Annotated in this window: 18 protein-coding genes; 8 read left to right on the top strand and 10 right to left on the bottom strand. The window is 64.3% G+C overall.

The genetic code is table 11. The features are described 5' to 3' along the window. Positions 1 to 20: 20 nt before the first annotated feature. A complete protein-coding gene (gene folE2 / locus RTI28_RS19310) occupies positions 21 to 908 on the bottom strand; it encodes a GTP cyclohydrolase FolE2 (RefSeq protein ID WP_316921932.1) in 888 nt (295 codons plus the stop codon). A gap of 77 nt (positions 909 to 985) precedes the next feature. After that, positions 986 to 1,369 (bottom strand): glutamine synthetase, encoded by a 384-nt coding sequence (locus RTI28_RS19305; RefSeq protein ID WP_410479013.1) that lies wholly within the window; start codon positions 1,367 to 1,369, stop codon positions 986 to 988. Between the two features lie 127 nt (positions 1,370 to 1,496). On the opposite strand from RTI28_RS19305, the gene zigA reads away from it, so the two are divergent. From zigA to RTI28_RS19290, 3 genes are read left to right on the top strand one after another with little or no spacing between them, the layout of a single operon-like run. Continuing rightward, positions 1,497 to 2,708, top strand: coding sequence for a zinc metallochaperone GTPase ZigA (gene zigA / locus RTI28_RS19300; RefSeq protein WP_316921931.1), 1,212 nt, complete (start codon positions 1,497 to 1,499; stop codon positions 2,706 to 2,708). Continuing rightward, the gene (locus tag RTI28_RS19295) at positions 2,708 to 3,343 is read left to right on the top strand and encodes a DUF1826 domain-containing protein (protein WP_316921930.1); all 636 of its coding nucleotides are present in this window, start codon (positions 2,708 to 2,710) and stop codon (positions 3,341 to 3,343) included. Before zigA ends, RTI28_RS19295 begins: the two co-directional genes overlap by 1 nt. Before the next feature lie 44 nt (positions 3,344 to 3,387). Continuing rightward, complete coding sequence (locus RTI28_RS19290) at positions 3,388 to 4,353, top strand: CobW-like GTP-binding protein (RefSeq protein ID WP_316921929.1); 966 nt, start codon at positions 3,388 to 3,390, stop codon at positions 4,351 to 4,353. On the opposite strand, the gene RTI28_RS19285 is transcribed toward RTI28_RS19290, so the two are convergent. Beyond that, complete coding sequence (locus RTI28_RS19285; protein WP_316921928.1) at positions 4,347 to 4,739, bottom strand: DUF3301 domain-containing protein; 393 nt, start codon at positions 4,737 to 4,739, stop codon at positions 4,347 to 4,349. The genes RTI28_RS19290 and RTI28_RS19285 overlap by 7 nt on opposite strands. 117 nt (positions 4,740 to 4,856) lie before the next feature. On the opposite strand from RTI28_RS19285, the gene pdxY reads away from it, so the two are divergent. Next, positions 4,857 to 5,723, top strand: coding sequence for a pyridoxal kinase PdxY (pdxY, locus tag RTI28_RS19280; protein WP_316921927.1), 867 nt, complete (start codon positions 4,857 to 4,859; stop codon positions 5,721 to 5,723). Positions 5,724 to 5,870: 147 nt separating this feature from the next. On the opposite strand, the gene RTI28_RS19275 is transcribed toward pdxY, so the two are convergent. Continuing rightward, positions 5,871 to 6,362, bottom strand: a complete 492-nt coding sequence (locus tag RTI28_RS19275) for an acyl-CoA thioesterase (protein ID WP_316921926.1) — start codon at positions 6,360 to 6,362, stop codon at positions 5,871 to 5,873. Between the two features lie 318 nt (positions 6,363 to 6,680). On the opposite strand from RTI28_RS19275, the gene RTI28_RS19270 reads away from it, so the two are divergent. Beyond that, entirely contained in the window at positions 6,681 to 8,441 is a 1,761-nt protein-coding gene (locus tag RTI28_RS19270; RefSeq protein ID WP_316921925.1) for a cation:proton antiporter, read from the top strand. On the opposite strand, the gene RTI28_RS19265 is transcribed toward RTI28_RS19270, so the two are convergent. The 4 genes from RTI28_RS19265 to uvrD all read right to left on the bottom strand — a co-directional run bounded on the left by RTI28_RS19265 (position 8,435) and on the right by uvrD (position 13,200). Beyond that, entirely contained in the window at positions 8,435 to 9,250 is an 816-nt protein-coding gene (locus RTI28_RS19265) for an alpha/beta hydrolase (RefSeq protein ID WP_316921924.1), read from the bottom strand. The two genes, RTI28_RS19270 and RTI28_RS19265, sit on opposite strands and share 7 nt — an antisense overlap. Before the next feature lie 214 nt (positions 9,251 to 9,464). Then, a complete protein-coding gene (locus tag RTI28_RS19260) occupies positions 9,465 to 9,872 on the bottom strand; it encodes an SMI1/KNR4 family protein (protein WP_316921923.1) in 408 nt (135 codons plus the stop codon). Positions 9,873 to 9,990: 118 nt separating this feature from the next. After that, positions 9,991 to 10,839 carry a Tim44 domain-containing protein gene (locus tag RTI28_RS19255; RefSeq protein ID WP_316921922.1) on the bottom strand — a complete coding sequence of 283 codons (849 nt, stop codon included), beginning with the start codon at positions 10,837 to 10,839 and terminating at the stop codon, positions 9,991 to 9,993. Between the two features lie 180 nt (positions 10,840 to 11,019). Further along, positions 11,020 to 13,200, bottom strand: coding sequence for a DNA helicase II (uvrD, locus tag RTI28_RS19250; protein ID WP_316921921.1), 2,181 nt, complete (start codon positions 13,198 to 13,200; stop codon positions 11,020 to 11,022). Positions 13,201 to 13,435: 235 nt separating this feature from the next. On the opposite strand from uvrD, the gene RTI28_RS19245 reads away from it, so the two are divergent. Further along, entirely contained in the window at positions 13,436 to 16,306 is a 2,871-nt protein-coding gene (locus RTI28_RS19245) for an EAL domain-containing protein (protein WP_316921920.1), read from the top strand. Positions 16,307 to 16,400: 94 nt separating this feature from the next. On the opposite strand, the gene zwf is transcribed toward RTI28_RS19245, so the two are convergent. Then, positions 16,401 to 17,843: a glucose-6-phosphate dehydrogenase gene (zwf, locus tag RTI28_RS19240; RefSeq protein WP_316921919.1), complete on the bottom strand. Its 1,443-nt coding sequence runs from the start codon at positions 17,841 to 17,843 to the stop codon at positions 16,401 to 16,403. 103 nt (positions 17,844 to 17,946) lie between these two features. Between zwf and hexR the strand changes: the two genes are divergently transcribed. Together hexR and RTI28_RS19230 are read left to right on the top strand one after the other, a co-directional pair. Further along, on the top strand, positions 17,947 to 18,813 hold the full coding sequence (gene hexR / locus RTI28_RS19235; RefSeq protein WP_316921918.1) for a transcriptional regulator HexR: 867 nt from the start codon (positions 17,947 to 17,949) through the stop codon (positions 18,811 to 18,813). Positions 18,814 to 19,050: 237 nt separating this feature from the next. After that, complete coding sequence (locus RTI28_RS19230; RefSeq protein ID WP_316921917.1) at positions 19,051 to 19,269, top strand: PA3496 family putative envelope integrity protein; 219 nt, start codon at positions 19,051 to 19,053, stop codon at positions 19,267 to 19,269. Here RTI28_RS19230 and RTI28_RS19225 read toward each other — a convergent pair. Beyond that, positions 19,211 to 20,158, bottom strand: a complete 948-nt coding sequence (locus RTI28_RS19225) for a LysR family transcriptional regulator (protein WP_316921916.1) — start codon at positions 20,156 to 20,158, stop codon at positions 19,211 to 19,213. The genes RTI28_RS19230 and RTI28_RS19225 overlap by 59 nt on opposite strands. Positions 20,159 to 20,349: the final 191 nt, after the last annotated feature.

Genomic DNA, 20,349 nt, shown 5'->3' with positions numbered 1-20,349 from the left:
AGGGAACAGGGAGGTTCCGCCTACCAGTTCCACTGGCTCTGGGCGACGGCGTCATGGGCGTGCAGGCTCTCGGCGTGTTCCACCCGCAGCTGGAAGCCAGCCACCGCGGCCAGTTCCCGCACTGCCAGGTGCAGGCGCCGCGCGGCGTCTTCGCAGAACATCAGGTTCTGTCCATTGGCCAGGGCGAACGCCTGTTCGTCAGCGCGCTTCACCGCGGTCTGCACGGCGGTGCCCAAGGCTGCTTCGGCCCGATCGATCAGCTCCCGGATCGGTAGCTCATCGCAATCGTCCTTCAAGCGTATGCGCAGTTTCGCGGTGCTGCGTTGGCTGTGCGGGGTGGCCACGATGCCGTGGGCGCCGCCCAGCCAGCTCAGAATCTCCTCGTGGGTCAGGCTGCGATTACCGAAGTCGGTGAGAAATTGCTGCTGAATCAACTGCCTGGCCAGTGCGGCGGAACACGGGCAGGTCGACGAATAGACCACGTCCGTTGATAGTTCCACGTGGAACATTTCATTTGAAAGCCTGGCTTCGAGGATCAGCGGATAGCGTTTGAAGCCGGACTCCGAGCTGACCAGCGCAGGTCTTTCCAGCAGCACATCGAATCTCAAGGTAAGAGAGGCACAGCGGGAAAGCCCCTCGTGACTGTCGAGGAACTGGCGCAGCACGCGGCGGATCAGCGGAATCGAGAGAGCTTCATCCTTGAACGCCGCCAGCGCCAGATACAGGCGCGACATATGGATGCCGCGCGAGTGGCCGTCGCTCAGGTCCACCCCGGCATCGGCGGTGGCGTTGAGGACATGCTGGTCAAGGCGAACCGGCAGGGCGATGCCGCACATGCCGACCCAGTCCAGTGGCAAGGAGTGCCCGCTGGCCTGGGCGGCGATATCGGGAAGGGTCAGGGCGGTCATGTTGCGAACCATGAAGGAGGACGTGGCAATACGTTACATTATAACGGTTCGATTGCCAGCACTTTTTCCCAACCTGCTCACTGGCAACCGGTCAGCCGATTGCAGCGCACGCTGAATCGTTGACCGCTGGAACTGGAGACACGGTTGAGCGTGGTCCAGCCCACCCGGCGGCTGTAGCCGACCCACGCTTCACCGTCGCTGGCCAGGCCGGTGTAGAAGGTCAGCTGACCATAGCGGCTGCTGGTCTGCGCCCAGCGCCTTTGGCTGGGCGCGTCGTAACCGCGCAGGTAGGTGGTCGCACCCTGGGTCTGCACGCTGTAGTAGCTGCCATCGCGATCGCTGCAGGCCAGCAGGTTGGCGCTGCGCGTGCAGTGGGCGGGTTCGCTGCGCGGCATCGCCGCGTGGGCGCTGGCGACGCTGCAGAGCAGGGTTATCCACAGCAGTGGCGGCAGTGATTTCATGAACATCCTTTCACCCGCGTTCGACATGAGGACGGACAGGCGGTTGGCTAAAGTGCATTGTTATAATATAACATTGTCTCGATGCATCGTTCGAATGCACTTTGCCGTCCTGATGAGGAACCCCGCCATGTCCGATCGTCTTCCTGTAACCGTGCTTTCCGGCTTTCTGGGTGCCGGCAAGAGCACGGTGCTCAACCATGTGCTGCGCAACCGCGACAACCTGCGGGTGGCGGTGATCGTCAACGACATGAGCGTGATCAATATCGACGCCACCGAGGTGCAGCGCAACGTCAGCCTCAACCGCACCGAAGAAAAACTGGTGGAGATGAGCAACGGCTGCATCTGCTGCACCCTGCGCGAGGACCTGCTGGAAGAAGTCGGCCGTCTCGCCGCCGAAGGCCGCTTCGACTACCTGCTGATCGAGTCCACGGGCATCGCCGAGCCCTTGCCGGTGGCCGAGACCTTCACCTTCCGCGACGATCAGGGGCGCAGCCTGGCCGAGATGGCGCGTCTCGACACCATGGTCACCGTGGTCGACGGTCTCAACTTCCTGCGGGACTACCAGGCCGCCGACAGCCTCGCTTCCCGTGGCGAGACCCTGGGCGAAGACGATGAGCGTTCGATCAGTGACCTGCTGATCGACCAGGTGGAGTTCGCCGATGTCATCCTGCTGAGCAAGATCGACCTGATCGGCAGCCACGAGCGCGAAGAGCTGAGCGCCATCCTGCGCCGCCTCAACGCCCACGCGCGGATCGTGCCGATGGTCATGGGCCAGGTGCCGCTCAAGGAGATCCTCGACACCGGCCTGTTCGACTTCGAACGTGCCGCCAGCGCGCCGGGCTGGCTGCAGGAACTGCGTGGCGAGCATGTGCCGGAGACGGAGGAATACGGCATCGCCGCGAGCGTGTGGCAGGCGCGTCGGCCGTTGCACCCGCAACGCTTCTTCGACTTTATCCACAGGCCTTGGGTCAATGGCCGCCTGCTGCGTTCCAAGGGCTTCTTCTGGCTGGCCAGCAAGTACCAGGAAGCGGGCAGTTGGTCCCAGGCGGGCGGCATGATGCGCCATGGTTTCGCGGGACGCTGGTGGCGTTTCGTCCCCAAGGCGCAGTGGCCGCAGGATCCGCAGAGCACCGCGGCGATCCTCCAGCAGTGGGATCCGGAGTGTGGCGATTGCCGCCAGGAACTAGTGTTCATCGGCCAGCACCTCGATGTGCCGCGCCTGCACGCTGAACTGGATGCCTGTCTGCTCGACGATGACGAGATGGCCCTCGGCGCCGTCAGCTGGCGGCGCCTGGCGGACCCGTTCGGCGCCTGGCATGACGCCGAGGAGGTGGCCTGATGGCGGTCGCCGAGCCGCTGGCAGCGGTGCGCCAGGCCTTTGGCGATACCCCGCAGGTGCTGACCGAGGCGTTGCTCGATGGGGTCAACCTGGCGGTGTGGCAGCGCCGCCTGCCGGCGCATATCGAGGATTTCGCACACCTGTTGCTGTCGCTCAACGAACCCCTGGCCGATGCCCGTACCCTGGCGATCGGCCAGGACGGTACGGTGCCGCCGCTCGACGGGATCGCCAGCGCCTACGCCGATCTGGCCGGTCATGACGGCTTCATCGCCGACCTGGGCTGGCTGGTTGGCGCCTACGCCTGCCTGCTCGATGCCCGCAGCGTCGGTCTGCGCCTGCGGGTACTGGACAGTGCCATGTGCCCGCGCTTTCACGTCGACCACGTGCCGCTGCGGCTGATCACCACCTATGCCGGCCCGGCCAGCGAGTGGCTGGAAGAAGGCGCGGTGAATCGCCGGCGGCTGGCGCAGGACGAGGTGGATCCCGCGTCCATCCGGCAATTGCTCTGTGGTGACGTCGCCCTGCTCAAGGGCGAGAAATGGCTGGGCAACGAGGGGGCCGGGCTGGTGCATCGCTCGCCGTCTGTGGACAAGGGTAATCGACGCTTGATCCTGACCCTTGACTGGCTGGCCTGAGCGCGGAGCATAGTGGCGGGGATTTCCCGCGAAACGGCTCATTTATGCTGCAGAACATTCCGACTCACCTGATTGCCGGCCCGCTGGGCGCGGGCAAGACCAGCCTGATCCGCCATCTCCTCGGCCAGCGCCCGGCCAACGAGCGCTGGGCCGTGCTGATCAACGAATTCGGCCTGATTGGCCTCGATGCGGCCCTGCTCAGTACCGACGACGCCGGGGTGAGCATGGGCGAGGTGGCCGGGGGTTGCCTGTGCTGCGTGAATGGCGCGCCGTTCCAGGTCGGCCTGGGCCGTCTGTTGCGCAAGGCGCGGCCGGATCGGCTGTTCATCGAACCGTCCGGCCTGGGTCATCCGGCGCAGTTGCGCTTGCCGCCCTGGCGCGGCGTGCTGGCGGTGCAGGCGCCCGTCCTGGTGCTCGATGCGCAGGCGCTGGCGGACGGTGCCGAACTGCCCGAAGCCCAGCAACAGGCACTGGCGAGCGCCGGTCTGCTGGTGATGAACAAATCCGCTGCTGTGGATCAAGACCGGCGCCTGTGGATAACCTCGCGCCTGCCAAAAGTCCCCCTGCAGTGGGTCGAGCATGGGCGGATCGACCTCGCGGATCTGCCGCTGGATCCGCTCACCCCAGTGGATAACTCTGCTGTGGATAACGTCGTTCCGGACGAAAAGACACCGCTGGCGCTGCTGTGGACAGATCCGGCAGTGCCCCTGTGCAGTTATCAACAGGCGGCGGACGGCTGGAGCATCGGCTGGCGCTTTCATCCACAGCAACGCCTCGATACCGAGCGGTTGCAGGCGCTTCTCGAAGGTCTGGAGTGGCGTCGAGCCAAGATGGTGGTGCATGGCAGGCAAGGCTGGCGCTCGGCCAATGTCCTTGCCGGCCAGGCATTGCACTGGGAGGAGAGTGCCTGGCGGCGGGATTCACGGATCGAGCTGATTTTCGCCAAGGCCGGGGATCCTGCCGCGCTGCAGCAGGGGATGCTCGGCTGCCGCCTGCTCGAGGATCACTGACGCCAGCGGTTGTGTTCCTGGCGCCACTGCTTCATTTCGATGACGTTGTCGCCATGCACCGGCGGTTTGATCTCGAACGGGTAGGGGGCCAGTTCGATCTGCACGCTGTGGGCGCCGAACTGGGTGACGGTGCCCGGGTGACGCTGCTCGCCGGTCACGGTGAATTCGAAGCTGTAGATCCGCGCCAGGCGCTTGCGGCCGTTGGCATCCCGGACGAAGGCGATCTTCTTCAGGGCGACGGCGCCGTCAAGCAATTCGAGGTCGAGCTTGGCGCAATGCTGCTTGACCCGCTCCAGGGCCTTTTCCCGCAATCCATGGTTGTGCCACAGCCAGGCTGCTGCCGTGGCCAGGACCATCAACACCAGGATGTTTTCGAGGGTAACCATCTACACATGCTCCAACGAGGTGTGCCAGCTTAACTGCCACCATGCTCTGTCGTACAGGTGGCATTTGGCGCCATACTGCGCCCCTTGTCTGTCATTTCCATGGTTTGGACGTCCCGCATGAAACGCACACCGCACCTGCTCGCGATCCAGTCTCACGTCGTGTTCGGCCACGCCGGCAACAGCGCCGCGGTGTTTCCGATGCAGCGAGTGGGGGTGAATGTCTGGCCACTCAATACCGTGCAGTTCTCCAACCACACTCAGTATGGCCAGTGGACCGGGGAAGTGCTTGCCCCAGCGCAAATTCCCGCGCTGGTGGAAGGGATTAGCAATATCGGTGAGTTGGGCAATTGCGACGCAGTTCTGTCTGGCTACCTGGGCAGTGCCTCCCAGGGCCGGGCGATTCTCAGCGTGGTGCAGCGGATCAAGCAGGCCAATCCACGGGCGCTGTACCTGTGCGACCCGGTGATGGGGCGCCCCGAGAAGGGCTGCATCGTGCCGGCGGAGGTTAGCGACTTCCTGCTCGAAGAGGCCGTGGCGGCGGCAGACCTGCTGTGCCCGAACCAGCTGGAGCTGGACAGCTTTGCCGGGCGTCGCGCGCAGTCGCTGGAGGACTGTGTCGGCATGGCCCGGGAGTTGCTGGTGCGCGGGCCGAAAGCGGTGCTGGTGAAGCACCTGGCGTATCCGGGCAAGGCCGCGGACGAGTTCGAGATGCTGCTGGTGACGGCGGAGGGCAGCTGGCATCTGCAGCGGCCGCTGCTGGCGTTCCCGCGGCAGCCTGTGGGCGTGGGCGACCTGACCGCCGGGTTGTTCCTGGCCCGCCTGTTGTTGGGCGATGAGCTGGTAGCGGCGTTCGAATTCAGCGCCTCGGCGGTGCATGAGGTGCTGCTGGAGACCCAGGCGTGTGGCAGTTACGAGCTGGAAGTGGTGCGGGCGCAGGACCGCATCGTGCATCCGCGGCTGCGTTTCGAGGCGCGGCGGATCTGAAATCTTCGCGCGGGCGGTGATCCCCTTGTAGGAGCTGGCTTGCCTGCGAAAGGACCGTGAAACGGTCCCCGATATCAGCGCCATCCGGGACCGTTTCACGGTCCTTTCGCAGGCAAGCCAGCTCCTACGGGGGGGCGCGCGGCAAGCTCAGTCCGGATCCGTCTCGCTCTTCAATTCCTGATAGCGCTTCTCCAGCTCCTGGCGAATCAGGCGTCGTTGCTTGCCCTGCAGGAAGCGGCGTTTCTCCTCGCTGGTCTGCGGCTCGCGCTGGGGTACCGGCACCGGCTTGCGCTGATCGTCCAGGGCCACCATGGTGAAGAAGCAACTGTTGCTGTGGCGCACCGAGCGTTCGCGGATGTTCTCCGTCACCACCTTGATGCCCACCTCCATCGACGTGTTGCCGGTGTAGTTGACCGAAGCCAGGAAGGTGACCAGTTCGCCGACATGGACCGGCTCGCGAAAGACCACCTGGTCCACCGACAGCGTCACCACGTAGCGCCCGGCATAGCGGCTGGCGCAGGCATACGCGACTTCGTCGAGGTACTTGAGCAGGGTGCCGCCGTGGACATTGCCAGAGAAGTTGGCCATGTCCGGGGTCATCAGGACGGTCATCGACAGTTGGGCGTTTCCAGGTTCCATAGTGTGCTCACGGTGAGGTTGCGCTGAAGCGGGGCGGCGCGATGCGGGCGCTTCTTCCCCATGTGGACTGCCATCTTGAAACGGGACGCCGGCAGCGTACCTGCCGTCACGTGGTTCACGCCATTCACGACGATGAAAGTGCCGATCTGTTTCTACATATTGCGTGGACATTTTGCACGTGATGGCGATGTTACCCTGCGGAAACGGCCCTGCTATGAGGCCATTTCTTACATTTAAAACAGAAATTTCCGCAGCTCTATCAGACCTGACGGTCGGACTGCGTTTTGTTCTTCGTGATGGAGATAAGGAGCGTCCGCCGTGCATGCCATCAGCTTTATCCAGGATCTGGCGGTGATCATGCTGGTAGCCGGTGTGGTCACCATTCTCTTTCACCGTCTCAAGCAGCCGGTCGTCCTCGGCTATATCGTCGCCGGCTTCATCATCGGCCCGCATACCCCGCCCTTCGGCCTGATCCACGACGAAGACACCATCAAGACCCTGGCCGAACTCGGGGTGATCTTCCTGATGTTCTGCCTCGGCCTGGAATTCAGTCTCGGCAAGCTGTTCAAGGTGGGGGCGACGGCGTTCATCGCGGCCTTCCTGGAAATCGTCCTGATGATCTGGATCGGTTTCGAGATCGGCCGCTGGTTCGGCTGGAGCACCATGGATTCGCTGTTCCTCGGCGCGATCCTGGCGATCTCTTCGACCACCATCATCGTCAAGGCGCTCAACGACCTGAAGATGAAGAACGAGCGCTTCGCCCAGCTGATCTTCGGCGTGCTGATCGTCGAGGACATCCTCGGCATCGGCATCATCGCGCTGCTCTCGGGCATCGCCGTCAGCGGTACGGTCAGTTCTGGCGAAGTGTTCTCCACGGTGGGCAAGCTTTCGCTGTTCATGATCGTCGCGCTGGTGGTGGGCATCCTCCTGGTGCCGCGGCTGCTGGCCTATGTGGCGAAGTTCGAGAGCAACGAGATGCTGCTCATCACCGTACTCGGCCTGTGTTTCGGTTTCTGCCTGCTGGTGGTCAAGCTGGAGTACAGCATGGTCCTCGGCGCCTTCCTGATCGGCGCGATCATGGCCGAGTCGCGGCAGCTGATGAAGATCGAGCGCCTGATCGAGCCGGTGCGTGACCTGTTCAGCGCGATTTTCTTCGTCGCCATCGGCCTGATGATCGACCCGACGGTGCTGGTGGAATACATCTGGCCGATCGTGGTGATCACCATCGCCGTGGTGCTGGGCAAGATGCTCTCCTGCGGCATGGGCGCCTTCATCGCCGGCAACGATGGCCGTACCTCGCTGCGCGTCGGGATGGGGCTGTCACAGATTGGCGAATTTTCCTTCATCATCGCGGCCCTGGGCATGACCTTGCAGGTCACCAGCGACTTCCTCTATCCGGTGGCGGTGGCGGTCTCGGCCATTACCACGCTGCTGACGCCTTACCTGATCCGCGCCGCGGATCCGCTCTCGCTGCAGCTGGCGAAAGTGGTGCCGAGCCGGCTGGCGCGGGTGCTCTCGCTGTATGGCGAATGGCTGCGCAGCATTCAGCCCCAGGGCGAGGGCGCCATGCTGGCGGCGATGATCCGGCGCATCCTGCTGCAGGTCGGGGTCAACCTGGCGCTGGTGGTGGCGATCTTCTTCAGCGGCGGTTACTTCGCCGCGCAGATCGGCGCCTACCTGAACGACTGGCTCACCGATGTCGGCCAGCAGAAGGCGCTGATCTGGGGCCTGGCGCTGCTGTTGTCGCTGCCGTTCCTGATCGCCGCCTACCGCAAGCTCAAGGCGCTGTCGATGTTGCTGGCGGAGATGGGGGTCAAGCCAGAAATGGCCGGGCGGCATACCCAGCGCGTGCGTCGGGTGATTGCCGAGGTGATTCCGCTGATCTCCTTGCTGGTGATCTTCCTGCTGCTTTCGGCGCTGTCGGCGAGCATCCTGCCGACCGCCGAGCTGCTGCTGCTGATCGCGGTGCTGGCGGCTGGCGTGGTGGCCTTGCTATGGCGCTGGTTCATCCGCGTGCACACGCGGATGCAGATCGCGCTGCTGGAAACCCTGGAGAACCAGAAGGAACACCATCACTGAGGGGCGCAGCGCACCGGCTTGTGCCGCCACTGGGCCCAGGCCGCGGCCCAGCCGTTGGCGTGGTCGACACCGGGCAGCCTTACCACCTCCAGGCAATCCGCCGGGCCGAGGGTGCGGCGGTAGTGCTGGTACAGGATGGGCGGCACGGTGCGATCCTCGAAGCCGATGAAGTGCCGTTGCGCCACATGGCGCAGGCGTTCGGCGCGGTCCAGTGGTTCCAGCGAGCCGCGCAGCGGGGTCAGGTCGAGTGATTTTACCCACTGCCGCGGGCTGAGATTTCCGGCCAGGGTCTGGACCACGGCGATATCGTTGCGTTGCGCGGCCAGTAGCAGGGCCAGCGCGGCGCCGCCGGAATAGCCGATCAGTTCGAAATCCCGATTACCGTATTGCGCGCGTATCCGGTTCAGGGCCTGGTCGAGGCTGTCGAGCACGGCCTGGCCGAAGCGTTGGTCGGTCCACACCTGCGGGTTGCACGCCGGCGCGCTGACGAACTGGCACGGGCGGGCGAGGTAGAGGCTGGGTTGCGGGTCGGTGACGGCCAGGCGGGCCATCAGCAGGTCGCGCGGGCTTGGGTCCAGGCTCGGTTGCGAGGGGGTGGCCCAGGCGTGGCCATCGCCTTCGAGGTAGACACGCAGGCGGGCACTACCGGGTTTGCTGGCGGGCACGCTCATGGCCAGGGGAAACGGGCGGGTTGGCTGGGTGACGAAGAGGTGAGCGTGTTGGCTGCTCAGGTTCTGCAACTGGTTGAGTGGGGATTGGCAGGCGGAGAGTGCCAGTAGTGCAAGTGGCAGGAGATATCGGTGCAACATCGCGATCTCTTGGGGCCGCGTTGCGGCCTTTCGCGGGCAAGCCGCGCTCCTGCGGGAGGAGCGCGAAGCGGTCCCGAAATCCTTGGAGGCTTCTTGTGCGAGCGGGACGAATGTCCGAGGGGATGGAGCGGTAGCGACCCGCCACGCACAGGAAGGCGTGGCGATTCTACGAACATTGATGGCGCAGGGCCATTATTTTTCCAGGGGAAATGATTCAGCTTTCCAGCCAGACGTCCCGCGCCCAGTGCCAGACCGATTCCCAGCTTTCCTCGGTGACGATCTCTTCCTCTCCGGACCACAGCACCACGGTGCCGTCTTCCTCGACGCAGTAGTAGTCGTCGCCGTCCTGGCAGATCGGGATCAGGTCGCGCGGCACGCCGGCATCCCAGGCATTGGCCGCCACTTCCGGCAGGTAGGTGTGGGATTGCGGGTCGGTGACGGTGACCGGCTCCAGGCTGCCGTAGACCACGTCGCTGACGGTGAGGAGGAATTCCTTGAAGACGAACGGGATGTTGATGAACAACTGCTCTTCGATCTCTACCAGCAGGTCTTCGTCAGGCAGCTCGAGCGGTACCGGTACCGGCTCGTTGGCTTCACGAAGCTGTTCAATGACTTCTTCCACGGTTCGCGTCCTCTATGTCCTGGCCTTTTGGAAACGTTGCGCGTTATACCCTAGTAGGGCAGTGCGCTAAAAGCAAAACCCCGGGCAAGCCCGGGGTTTTTTCTGCAAAGCCTCAAGATCAGCCGTTCTGGCGGATCCCCGCGACCAGCCAAGGCTGGTTTTCGCCCTGGGCGCGCTCCATGTTCCAGCTCTCGCTGAACACTTCGCCCTGGTCGAAACGGGAGGACTTCGACACACCGCTGAAGGTCAGGGTGGCGATGGTCCGGTCGGCGCGATCGTCGACGCCTTCCAGCTGCACATCGAGGTTGTCGATGTAGGTGGACTGGAAGCCGTCACCCAGCTCGGCACGCTCGCGTTTGAGGAACTCCAGCATCTGCGGGGTCACGAACTCGGCGATCTTGTCCATTTCGTTGGCGTCCCAGTGCTGCTGCAGCGACTGGAAGTGGTTGCGCGCGGCAGCCAGGAAGCTCTGCTCGTTGAACCAGGCCGGCGCGTTGATCACCGGACGGGCAGCCGCGGCGGCACCACCGAAGACCGAAGGCTGGGCAGGCTGCTCGTAGGCTTCGCGCTGGTAGGCCGGGTGACCGGCGGCGGCCATTTGCGGCTGCTGCTGCTTGCGGCGACGGGCGGCAATGAAGCGGAAGACCAGGAACGCGATCAGCGCCATGATCAGGATGTCGAAGATCTGCATGCCTTCGAAGCCATCACCCATCAGCATCGAGGCGAGCAGGCCACCGGCGGCGATGCCGGCCAGTGGGCCGAGCCACTTCGAGGCACCGCTGGCGGCGGCGGGAGCACGGCCTGGCGCGGTCGGGGTGGCGGCAGGGTTGGCAGGGGCGGCCTGACGGGCCTGGTGCGTCGGCGCGGCGCCAGAGCTCTTGCCGCCGCCGAAGCGCTTGGCGTTGGCGTCGAGGCTCATGGTGAGACCGATGCACAGCGCCAGGGCGATGCTGAGAAAACGTTGCATAGAAGGGTATTCCCGTTTTGTGGATTACACGCGCGCCATGGTGCACAAGTTCAGGGACGCATGACAGCGACAAGATGTTTCTATCTTTTGCCTGAAATTTCTGACCGCCTACACAGGATGCCGTAGGCCTTTCTTTCCATGGATGAAAGAAAGGCCTACGCCGACGGTCGGATTTATCTTTTAGATGGCTTCGAGCTTGGCATAGCCGAGCATCAGCCACTTGCTGCCCTCGGCGAAATTCACCTGGACCCGGGCCTGGGCACCGGAGCCTTCGAAGTTGAGGATCACGCCCTCGCCGAACACCGCATGCTGCACCCGCTGGCCGAGGTTGAAGGCGGTCTGCGGAATATTGGCGTTGGCGAACAGGCTGCTGACGGTCTGCTTGGCCCCGGCGAATGGCCGGCTGACGCTGTTGGACAGGCGCACTTCCTGAACCAGCCCGGCGGGAATCTCGCGGACGAAGCGCGACACCTTGTTGTAGGTCTCGCTGCCGTAGAGACGGCGGGTTTCCGCGTAGGTCAGCACCAGGTTCTGCATGGCCCGGGTCACGCCGACGTAGGCCAGGCGGCGTTCCTCTTCGAGACGGCCGGGCTCTTCCAGGCTCATCTTGTGCGGGAACAGGCCTTCTTCCATGCCGACCAGGAACACATAGGGGAATTCCAGGCCCTTGGCGCTGTGCAGGGTCATCAGCTGGATGCTGTCCTCGTGCTCGTCGGCCTGGGCATCGCCCGCTTCCAGCGAGGCGTGGCCGAGGAAGGCCGACAGCGGCGAGAGGTCGGCATCTTCGTCGCTGACTTCGAAGTTGCGCGCGGCGCTGACCAGTTCCTCGAGGTTTTCCACCCGGGCCTGGCCTTTTTCGCCCTTTTCTTCCTGGTGATAGACGATCAGCCCGGACTGCTCGATGACCGTCTGGGTCATCAGGTGCAGCGGCATGTCGAGGACCTTGGCGGAAAGGTTCTCGAGCAGTTCGATGAAGGCCCCCAGGGCGCTGGCGGCGCGGCCCTTGAGGGCCTTGTTGGCGAGCAGCTGGAGCATGGCTTCCCACATCGACAGCTGGGCATGCCGGGCATGCTCGCGGATGCTTTCGACGGTCTTCTCGCCGATGCCCCGCGGTGGCACGTTGATCACCCGCTCCAGTGCCGCATCGTTGCCGCGACCTTCCAGCAGACGCAGGTAGGCCATGGCGTTCTTGATCTCGGCGCGCTCGAAGAAGCGCTGGCCGCCATAGATGCGGTACGGGATGCGCTCGCGCAGCAGCGCCTCTTCCAGCACCCGCGACTGGGCGTTGGAGCGATAGAGGATGGCGATGTCGCTGCGTGCCAGGCCGGTCTTCAGCGCGCTCTCTATGGTTTCTACCACGTAGCGGGCTTCGTCGTGTTCGTTGAAGGCGGCGTAGAGGCTGAGCGGCTCGCCGTCGCCGTCCTCGGTCCACAGTTCCTTGCCCAGGCGCCCGCTGTTGTTGGCGATCAGGGCGTTGGCGGCCTTGAGGATGCCGGCGGTGGAGCGGTAGTTCTGCTCCAGGCGGATCAGCTCGGCGTCGGGGAAGTCACTGGAAAACTGCTGGATGTTCTCGATGCGCGCACCGCGCCAGCCGTAGATCGACTGGTCGTCGTCGCCCACCACCATCAGGCTGTCGCCACCCTGCGCGAGCAGGCGCAACCAGGCGTACTGCACGGCGTTGGTGTCCTGGAACTCGTCCACCAGCAGGTGGCGGAAACGCCGCTGGTAGTGCTGCAGCAGGCCCGGATGGTCGCGCCACAGGTCCAGGGCGCGCAGCAGCAACTCGGAGAAGTCGATGACCCCGGTGCGCTGGCAGGCGGCCTCGTAGGCCTCGTAGATGCTGCGCATGGTGCCGAGGAACAGGTCGCCGTTGACCTGGATGTGCTGCGGGCGCAGGCCTTCGTCCTTCTGCCCGTTGATGAACCACTGCGCCTGGCGCACCGGCCAGCGCTGTTCGTCGAGGCCGAGGTCGCGGATCACCCGTTTGACCAGGCGACCCTGGTCATCGCTGTCGAGGATCTGGAAATTCTGGTTCAGCCCGGCTTCCTGCCAGTGCGCGCGCAGCAGGCGATGGGCCAGGCCGTGGAACGTGCCGACCCACATGCCTGCCGGGTTGATGCCCAGCAGTTGTTCGATGCGATGGCGCATCTCGGCGGCGGCCTTGTTGGTGAAGGTCACCGACAGGATCGAGTGCGGCGAGGCCTGCTCGACCTGGATCAACCAGGCGATGCGGTGCACCAGCACACGGGTCTTGCCGGAGCCGGCACCGGCCAGGACCAACTGACGCCCGACCGGCGCGGCTACGGCCTGGCGCTGGGCATCGTTGAGGGAGTTCAACAGGAGAGAGAGATCGTCGTGCATCCGCCCATTCTATGGGGGCAATGGATCCCTGGGCAAACCCGCCCGGCAAAAAGAAGCCGGTCGCGACCATCCGGTCATCGGCTGCAGCCCTTGGCCCGCGCGCTTGAGCGGTCGGCTCGTACCAAGGAAGGAGAATGAGGGGGTGCGAATTTATGACACAGAGCAGTTTGGCACCGCGCGTTGCTTGTGTATGCTCCGTCCACGTTTGCGGCTCACCATTACAAGAACACTGCCCATGACACTCGCATCTGGTCCTGCCGGCGTGCCAATCGAGGCACGCCGCGGCATTCGCAAGCAATACGCCACGCAGCTGGCGGTCGAGCGTACCCGCTTGCTGTATCAAGGTTCGCTGTTGCCGACCCTGTTCATGCTGTTGAACGGTCTGGTCTGCGCCTGGCTGCTGTGGAGTCCGCAGCGCTACCTGCTGGTCAGCGTCTGGGTGGTGTGGCTGATGGCGCTGGTGTCGTTGCGGGTGATCCAGGTCGCCGCGTTCGATGCCGCGATGCCCGATCGCCAGGCCAAGCCGACCTGGTGGCGCATGTTCCTCCTCGGCTCGGCCTTCAGCGGCCTGACCCTGGCCAGTGCTGCGATTGCCCTGGTCCCTGTGGATAACTTCGTGCAGCAGGCCTGGGTCTTCGGCCTGCTCGGTGCCGCGGCGCTTTCCGCCAGCGTGGCCTATGCGGTCAGCCTGCCGGCCTTCCTCAGTTTCGTCCTGCCTTGCCTGGTGCCGCCCATCGTCTTCCTGTTCTGGAGCGGCGATCAGCAGCAGCAGGGCTGGGGGCTGCTCGGCCTGTTGCTGCTGGGGGCCCTGCTGGTGGTGGCCTGGCAGGTCAACCGGCTGATCGAGAACAGCCTGTTGCGGCGCTTCCAGAACCAGGCGCTGATCGAGCACTTGCAGGCCGCGCATGCCCGCAGCGAACAGCTCAACAGGGCACTGGCCGACGAAGTCGATCAGCGCCGGGGTGTCGAGGAGAAGTTGCGCGAAGCCCAGGCCGGGCTCGAATCCCGGGTGATGCAGCGCAGCGCCGAGCTGGATGTGGCCAGCCAGGCCCTGAGCAAGAGCGAACAGCGCCTGGCCCTGGCCCTGGAGGCCAGCGAGCTGGGCCTGTGGGACTGGAACCTGCAGACCGACGAAGTCCACCACACCCAGTTGCGCGAGCTGTTCGGCCTCAACCCCGACGCGGTCAAGGCGATGCTGGCCCACCTCAAGCCGCGCCTGCACCCGGATGATGTGCCAGCACTCAAGCGCACGCTGGTCGAGCACCTCAAGGGGCGCACCGAGGACTACCGCATCGAGTACCGCTTCCGTCACAACGACGGCCATTGGTGCTGGATCGAGGACCGTGGTCGTGCCGTCGAGCGCGACCCTGACGGCAGGGTGGTACGGATGATCGGGACCCGCCGCGACATCAGCGCGCGGCGGGCCCAGGAAGAGCAGCAGCGACTGGCGGCGACGGTGTTCGAGGCGGCCAGTGAAGGCATCGCCATTCTCGGTCCGGACTACGAACTGCTGGCGCTGAACCAGGCGTTCTGCCGCATGACCGGCTACAACCGCGAGGAACTGCTTGGCCGTAATGCTCTCGAATTGCCCTGCAGCCTGGATGCACGGCGGCATTACGGCGCGATCGACCAGGCGCTGGAACAGCACGGTCGGTGGCAGGGGGAACTGGTCGAGGCGCGCAAGGACGGCACGCTGTATCCGCAATGGCTGCAACTCAACGGGGTGTTCGACAGTCGCGGCACCATCAGCAATGTCGTGGGCTTCTTCAGCGACCTGTCGGAGCGCCGCGAATCCGAGGAGCGCCTGCGCTACCTCGCCCATTACGACGAACTGACCGGCCTGGCCAACCGCGCGCTATTCCGCCTGCGCCTGCATGAGGCCGGCCAGCGCCTGCGCACCAGCGGGCGCAGCCTGGCGCTGATGCACATCGACCTGGACCGCTTCAAGCTGCTCAACGACAGTCTCGGCCACGAGGTCGCCGACCAGTTGCTCAAGCAGATCGCCCTGCGCATCGGCAATGCCATGCCCGAGGCGGATACCGTGGCACGGCTGTCCGGTGACGAATTCGTGGTGCTGTTCGATGGCTACAGCAACCTGTCCAGCCTGGTCCGCGTGGCGACGCGCCTGCTGGACAAACTGCGCGTGCCGGTGCGCTTCGACAACCACGAACTGGTCATCAGCGCCTCGGTGGGCATCGCCCTGTTCTCGGACCTGACCCTGGACCTCAACCTGCTGGTCAGCCAGGCCAACATGGCGATGCAGCACGCCAAGCACCTGGGCGGCGACAACTTCCAGTTCTATACCGAGAGCCTGCAGGCCAGCACCCTCGACCGCCTGCAACTGGAAAACCAGCTGCGCAAGGCCATCGACGAACGCCAGCTGGAGGTCTACTACCAGCCCAAGGTGTGTCTGGCGACGGGTCGCCTGCATGCCGCCGAGGCCCTGGTGCGCTGGAATCACCCGGTCATGGGCATGGTGCCACCGGGCGATTTCATCGGCCTGGCGGAAGAAACCGGGCTGATCGCGCCGATGGGCGAGTTCGTCCTGCGCCAGGCCTGCTGGCAGGCCTGCGAATGGCAGCGCCAGGGCCTGGAGCCGATCCGCGTGTCGGTGAACCTGTCGGTCTACCAGTTGCGCCAGGGCAAGCTGGTCAGCCTGGTACGCCAGGTGCTGGAGGAAAGTGGCCTGGCACCGCATCTGCTGGAGCTGGAACTGACCGAAAGCCAGTTGCTGGACAGCGTCGAGCACATCATCGCGACCTTCAAGCAGTTGCATGAGCTGGGGGTCAAGCTGGCGATCGACGACTTCGGCACTGGTTATTCCTCGCTCAGCTACCTGAAACGCCTGCCAGTGGACTACGTGAAGATCGACCAGGCCTTTATCCGCGGTCTGAAGGAAGGCAGCGAGGATGCCTCGATCACCCGGGCGATCATCGTCATGGCGCACAGCCTGGATCTGATGGTGGTCGCCGAGGGCGTGGAAACCGAGGAGCAACTGCGTTTCCTGCGCGAGCAGGACTGCGACGAAGTGCAGGGCTACCTGATCAGCCGGCCGGTCCAGGCCGATGCGCTGGCGCGCCTGCTGCGCGACGAGATGGTCTGGTAGGTCGATTGGGGCCGCTTCACGAGCAAGCTCGCTCCCACAAAGTTCGCGCGAATCCTGTGGGAGCGAGCTTGCTCGCGAAGCGGCCCCCCAATGCCTAGCCGTGCCAGGCGCGGCCCTGGCGGGCCAGCAGGCTGTGGGCCTGTTCCGGGCCGTTGGTCCCGGCGTGATAGGGGCGCGGGGTCTGGAAATGCTCCTGCCAGCCCTTGAGGATCGGATCGATCCAGGCCCACGCCGCCTCCACCTCGTCACGGCGCATGAACAGCGTCGAGTCGCCTTCCAGTACATCCAGCAGCAGGCGTTCGTAAGCGTCCCAGCGCCGCGTCTGGCCAAACACCTGGGCCAGGTTGAGGTTCAGTTCCACCGGCTCCAGGTGCATGCCCTTGCCGGGGGTCTTGGTCATCATCTGCAGGCTGATGCGTTCGTCGGGCTGCAGCTGGATCAGCAGCTGGTTGGCGCGATCACCGTCGAACAGGCGGTGCGGCACCGGCTTGAACTGGATGACGATCTGCGACGAGCGCTTGGCCAGGCGCTTGCCGGTGCGCAGGTAGAACGGCACGCCGGCCCAGCGCCAGTTGTTGATATGGGCTTCGACAGCGACGAAGGTTTCCGTGTCGCTGTCGTTGTCCACATCCTTCTCGAAGTAGTAGGCGGGGACTTCCTGGCCGCCGATCTTGCCGGCGCTGTACTGGCCGCGGACGGTCTTGTCCTGCACATCCTGGTCGGTGATCGGCTTGAGCGCGCGGAGGATCTTCACCTTCTCGTCGCGCACCGCTTCGGCATCGAACTGCGCCGGCGGCTCCATGGCCACCAGGCAGAGCAGCTGCAGCAGGTGGTTCTGCAGCATGTCGCGGGTGGCGCCGGCGCGGTCGTAGTAGGCGCCGCGGTTTTCCACGCCGAGGGTTTCGCAGACGCTGATCTGCACATGGTCGATCTGGCTGGCCCGCCACACCGGCTCCAGCAGGGCGTTGGCGAAGCGCAGGGCCATGAGGTTCTGCACGGTTTCCTTGCCCAGGTAGTGGTCGATGCGAAACACCTGGGACTCGTCGAACACCGCGCCGATCGCGCTGTTGATGGCGGTGGCCGACTCCAGCGAATGGCCGATGGGCTTTTCCAGGACGATGCGCGATTCGCTGTCGACCAGTCCGGCGATGCTCAGGTGGGTGACGATGGGGACGAAGAGGTTGGGCGCGGTGGCCAGGTAGTAGATCCGCGCCAGGCCTCCCGGCTCGCCGAGAAAATGCGCGAGGCGGCCGAAGTCGGCGCTCTGCGCGGCGTCCATGGAGAAATAGTCGAGGCGGGTGGCGAAGCGGCCCCAGGTGTCTTCGTCGAAGTCGCTGCGAGCGATCTGGGCGCGGCAGCGGCGTTCTGCAAGCTTTTGAAAACTATTGCGTGGCATCGGGCTGCGGGCCAGGGCGACGATCCGCACGGCGGGGTGCAGACGACCCTCGCGATACAGGTGGTAGAGCGCCGGAAGCAGTTTGTGCAGGGCCAGATCGCCGGTGCCGCCGAAGACCAGAATGTCACAAGGAATAGTCAAACCCACCACACTCCTGTCTCGTTTAGCTGGGCGGTTCGCCAGTCATGTAGTATAACTACAAGATTGCTACAACCGGCCAGCCGATCATAACCGAGTCCTGCCATTGAATCTGTTGCAACACATCGCCCAGTCGCGGCATCTGCTACGCAAGTCGGAGCTCAAGGTTGCCGACCACGTATTGCTTGACCCCGCGGCGGTCATGCATAGCTCCATGGCCGACCTGGCGCACAGCGTCGGCATCAGCGAGCCGACCATCGTGCGTTTCTGCCGGGCCATCGGCTGCTCGGGCTTCCAGGACCTGAAACTGAAGCTGGCGCAGAGCCTGGCTGCCGGTGCCAGCTTCGGGCAGTTCGCGATTCATGAAGACGACTCGGTCGCGGACTACAGCCTGAAGATCTTCGACACCACCCTGCACACCCTGATGGAAGTGCGCGAGCACCTCGATCCCCAGGCCCTGCAGCGCGCCGTGACCGCCATGGCCCAGGCCCAGCGCGTCGAGTTCTACGGTTTCGGTGCCTCCGGCGCGGTGGCGGCGGATGCCCAGCACAAGTTCTTCCGCCTGCTGCTGAGCGCCGCGGCCTACTCCGACCCGCACATGCAGGCGATGTCGGCGGTGACCCTCAAGCCTGGCGACGTGGCGGTGTGCATTTCCCAGTCCGGTCGTTCCAAGGACCTGCTGATCACCGCGAACATCGTCCGCGAGAGCGGCGCCAACCTCATCACCCTGTGCCCGAGCCAGACCCCGCTGGCCGAGCTGTCGACGGTCAACCTGGCCATCGACGTGCATGAAGACACCGAAATCTACACCCCGCTGACCTCGCGTATCGCCCACCTGGTGGTGATCGACGTGCTGGCGATGGGCGTGGCCATGGCTCGCGGGCCGAGCCTGGTCAATCACCTCAAGAGCGTGAAGCGCAGCCTGCGCAGCCTGCGGTTGTCGCCAAAGTCGCTGAAGAGCGCCGACGAGTAATTTCAGTCTGCCCGCGATCCCCGTAGGAGCTGGCTTGCCTGCGAAGGACCGCAAAGCGGTCCCGGACTCACCCCTGTCGGGGACCGCTGCGCGGTCCTTCGCAGGCAAGCCAGCTCCTACAGGGCACGCGGCAAGCAACCAGCTATCACGATTCACACCCCTGTCACCCTCCCGCCGTCAAACCGTCAACTTGCCGCTGCAGTCTGAAACTCCCGCACTCGATCAGGGAGATATGCAATGGCTCGTGAACTCGATGGCTCGTATCAACCCAGCGCCAAATCCCGCAAGCAGCAGGAAAAGGATCAGCGTCGCATGGAATTCCGCCGCGCGATCGAAAGCTATTCCGAACAGCGCCGCCTGCTCCAGGACATCGCCGACTTCCCCGACCTGAAAGATTTCAACGTATGGCAGGTGTCGGCGGCAGAACCCCGGAGAAGCGCTCAACAAGTCCGCTGATCTGCGCACGTTCGCTGCGAATGAATGCAAGAAACGCCAAGGCCACCGGCGACTGCCGCTTGGCCTTGGATTGCACCACGCACCAGCTTCGATACAGTGGCAATTCCTCCACCGGCAACTCGCGCAGCACCCCGGTAGCCAGTTCCAGATTCAGCGCGTGGCGGGTCAGCAGGGCGATGCCGAGACCGGCAATCACGCATTCGCGCTGAGCATCGGCCGAGGTGACTTCCAGGGTCTGGGTGAAGTGCACGCGCTTCTCCTTGAAGTATTCCTCGCAGGCCTTGCGCGTGCCCGAGCCCTGCTCGCGGATCAGCAGGGTATGCGGTTCCAGGTCCTGCAGGCGCAGGCGCTCCATCCGGCACAGCGGATGATCCGGCGGGGCGACGGCGACGATGGGGTTGTTGAGGAACGGCAGGAACTCCAGGCCCATGTCCTGCGGGACCATGGACATGATGATCAGGTCGTCGCGGTTGTCGGACAGACGGCGAATGGCCTGGGCACGGTTGACCACGGTCAGGGTCAGGTTGACCTCCGGGTGCAGATTCCTGAACGCCGCGAACAGGTGCGGCACGAAGTACTTGGCGCTGGATTCCACGGCCAGCTTCAACTGGCCCTGCAGCGAGCCCTGCATGTCCGAGAGCTGCATGTCGAGGCTTTCCAGACGTCCGAAGATGTCCCGGCTGGCGCGTTGCAGGGCTTCGGCGGCCTCGGTGAGGTAGAGTTTCTTGCCGACGTATTCGAACAGAGGCTGTCCCACCAGCTCTTCCAGCTGGCGAATCTGTAGACTAACGGCGGGTTGTGTCAGCGCCATTTCCTCCGCGGCGCGGCTGTAAGAGCGCAAATCGCACACCTCATTGAAGATCTGCAATTGACGCAATGTCATACGCATCAATGACTTACGCACGTTATCCCCAGTTCTCTGAAAAACCTTGTTACCGCACTATAAGCAATTGCTAATAGAGCCCCTAATAATTATTGATTTTTGTTTATTCACGCACGGCGCTAGGGTGATTGCACGACTGGCCAGTTGATTCTGGTCACGCGCCGACCCGCAGTGGCGGGTCGTTTGTCCAGCGGCTT

The sequence above is a fragment of the Pseudomonas sp. zfem002 genome (genome assembly GCF_032621685.1).
Classification (GTDB): Bacteria; Pseudomonadota; Gammaproteobacteria; order Pseudomonadales; family Pseudomonadaceae; genus Aquipseudomonas; species Aquipseudomonas japonica.
This window is presented reverse-complemented; position numbering and strand designations above follow the sequence as displayed.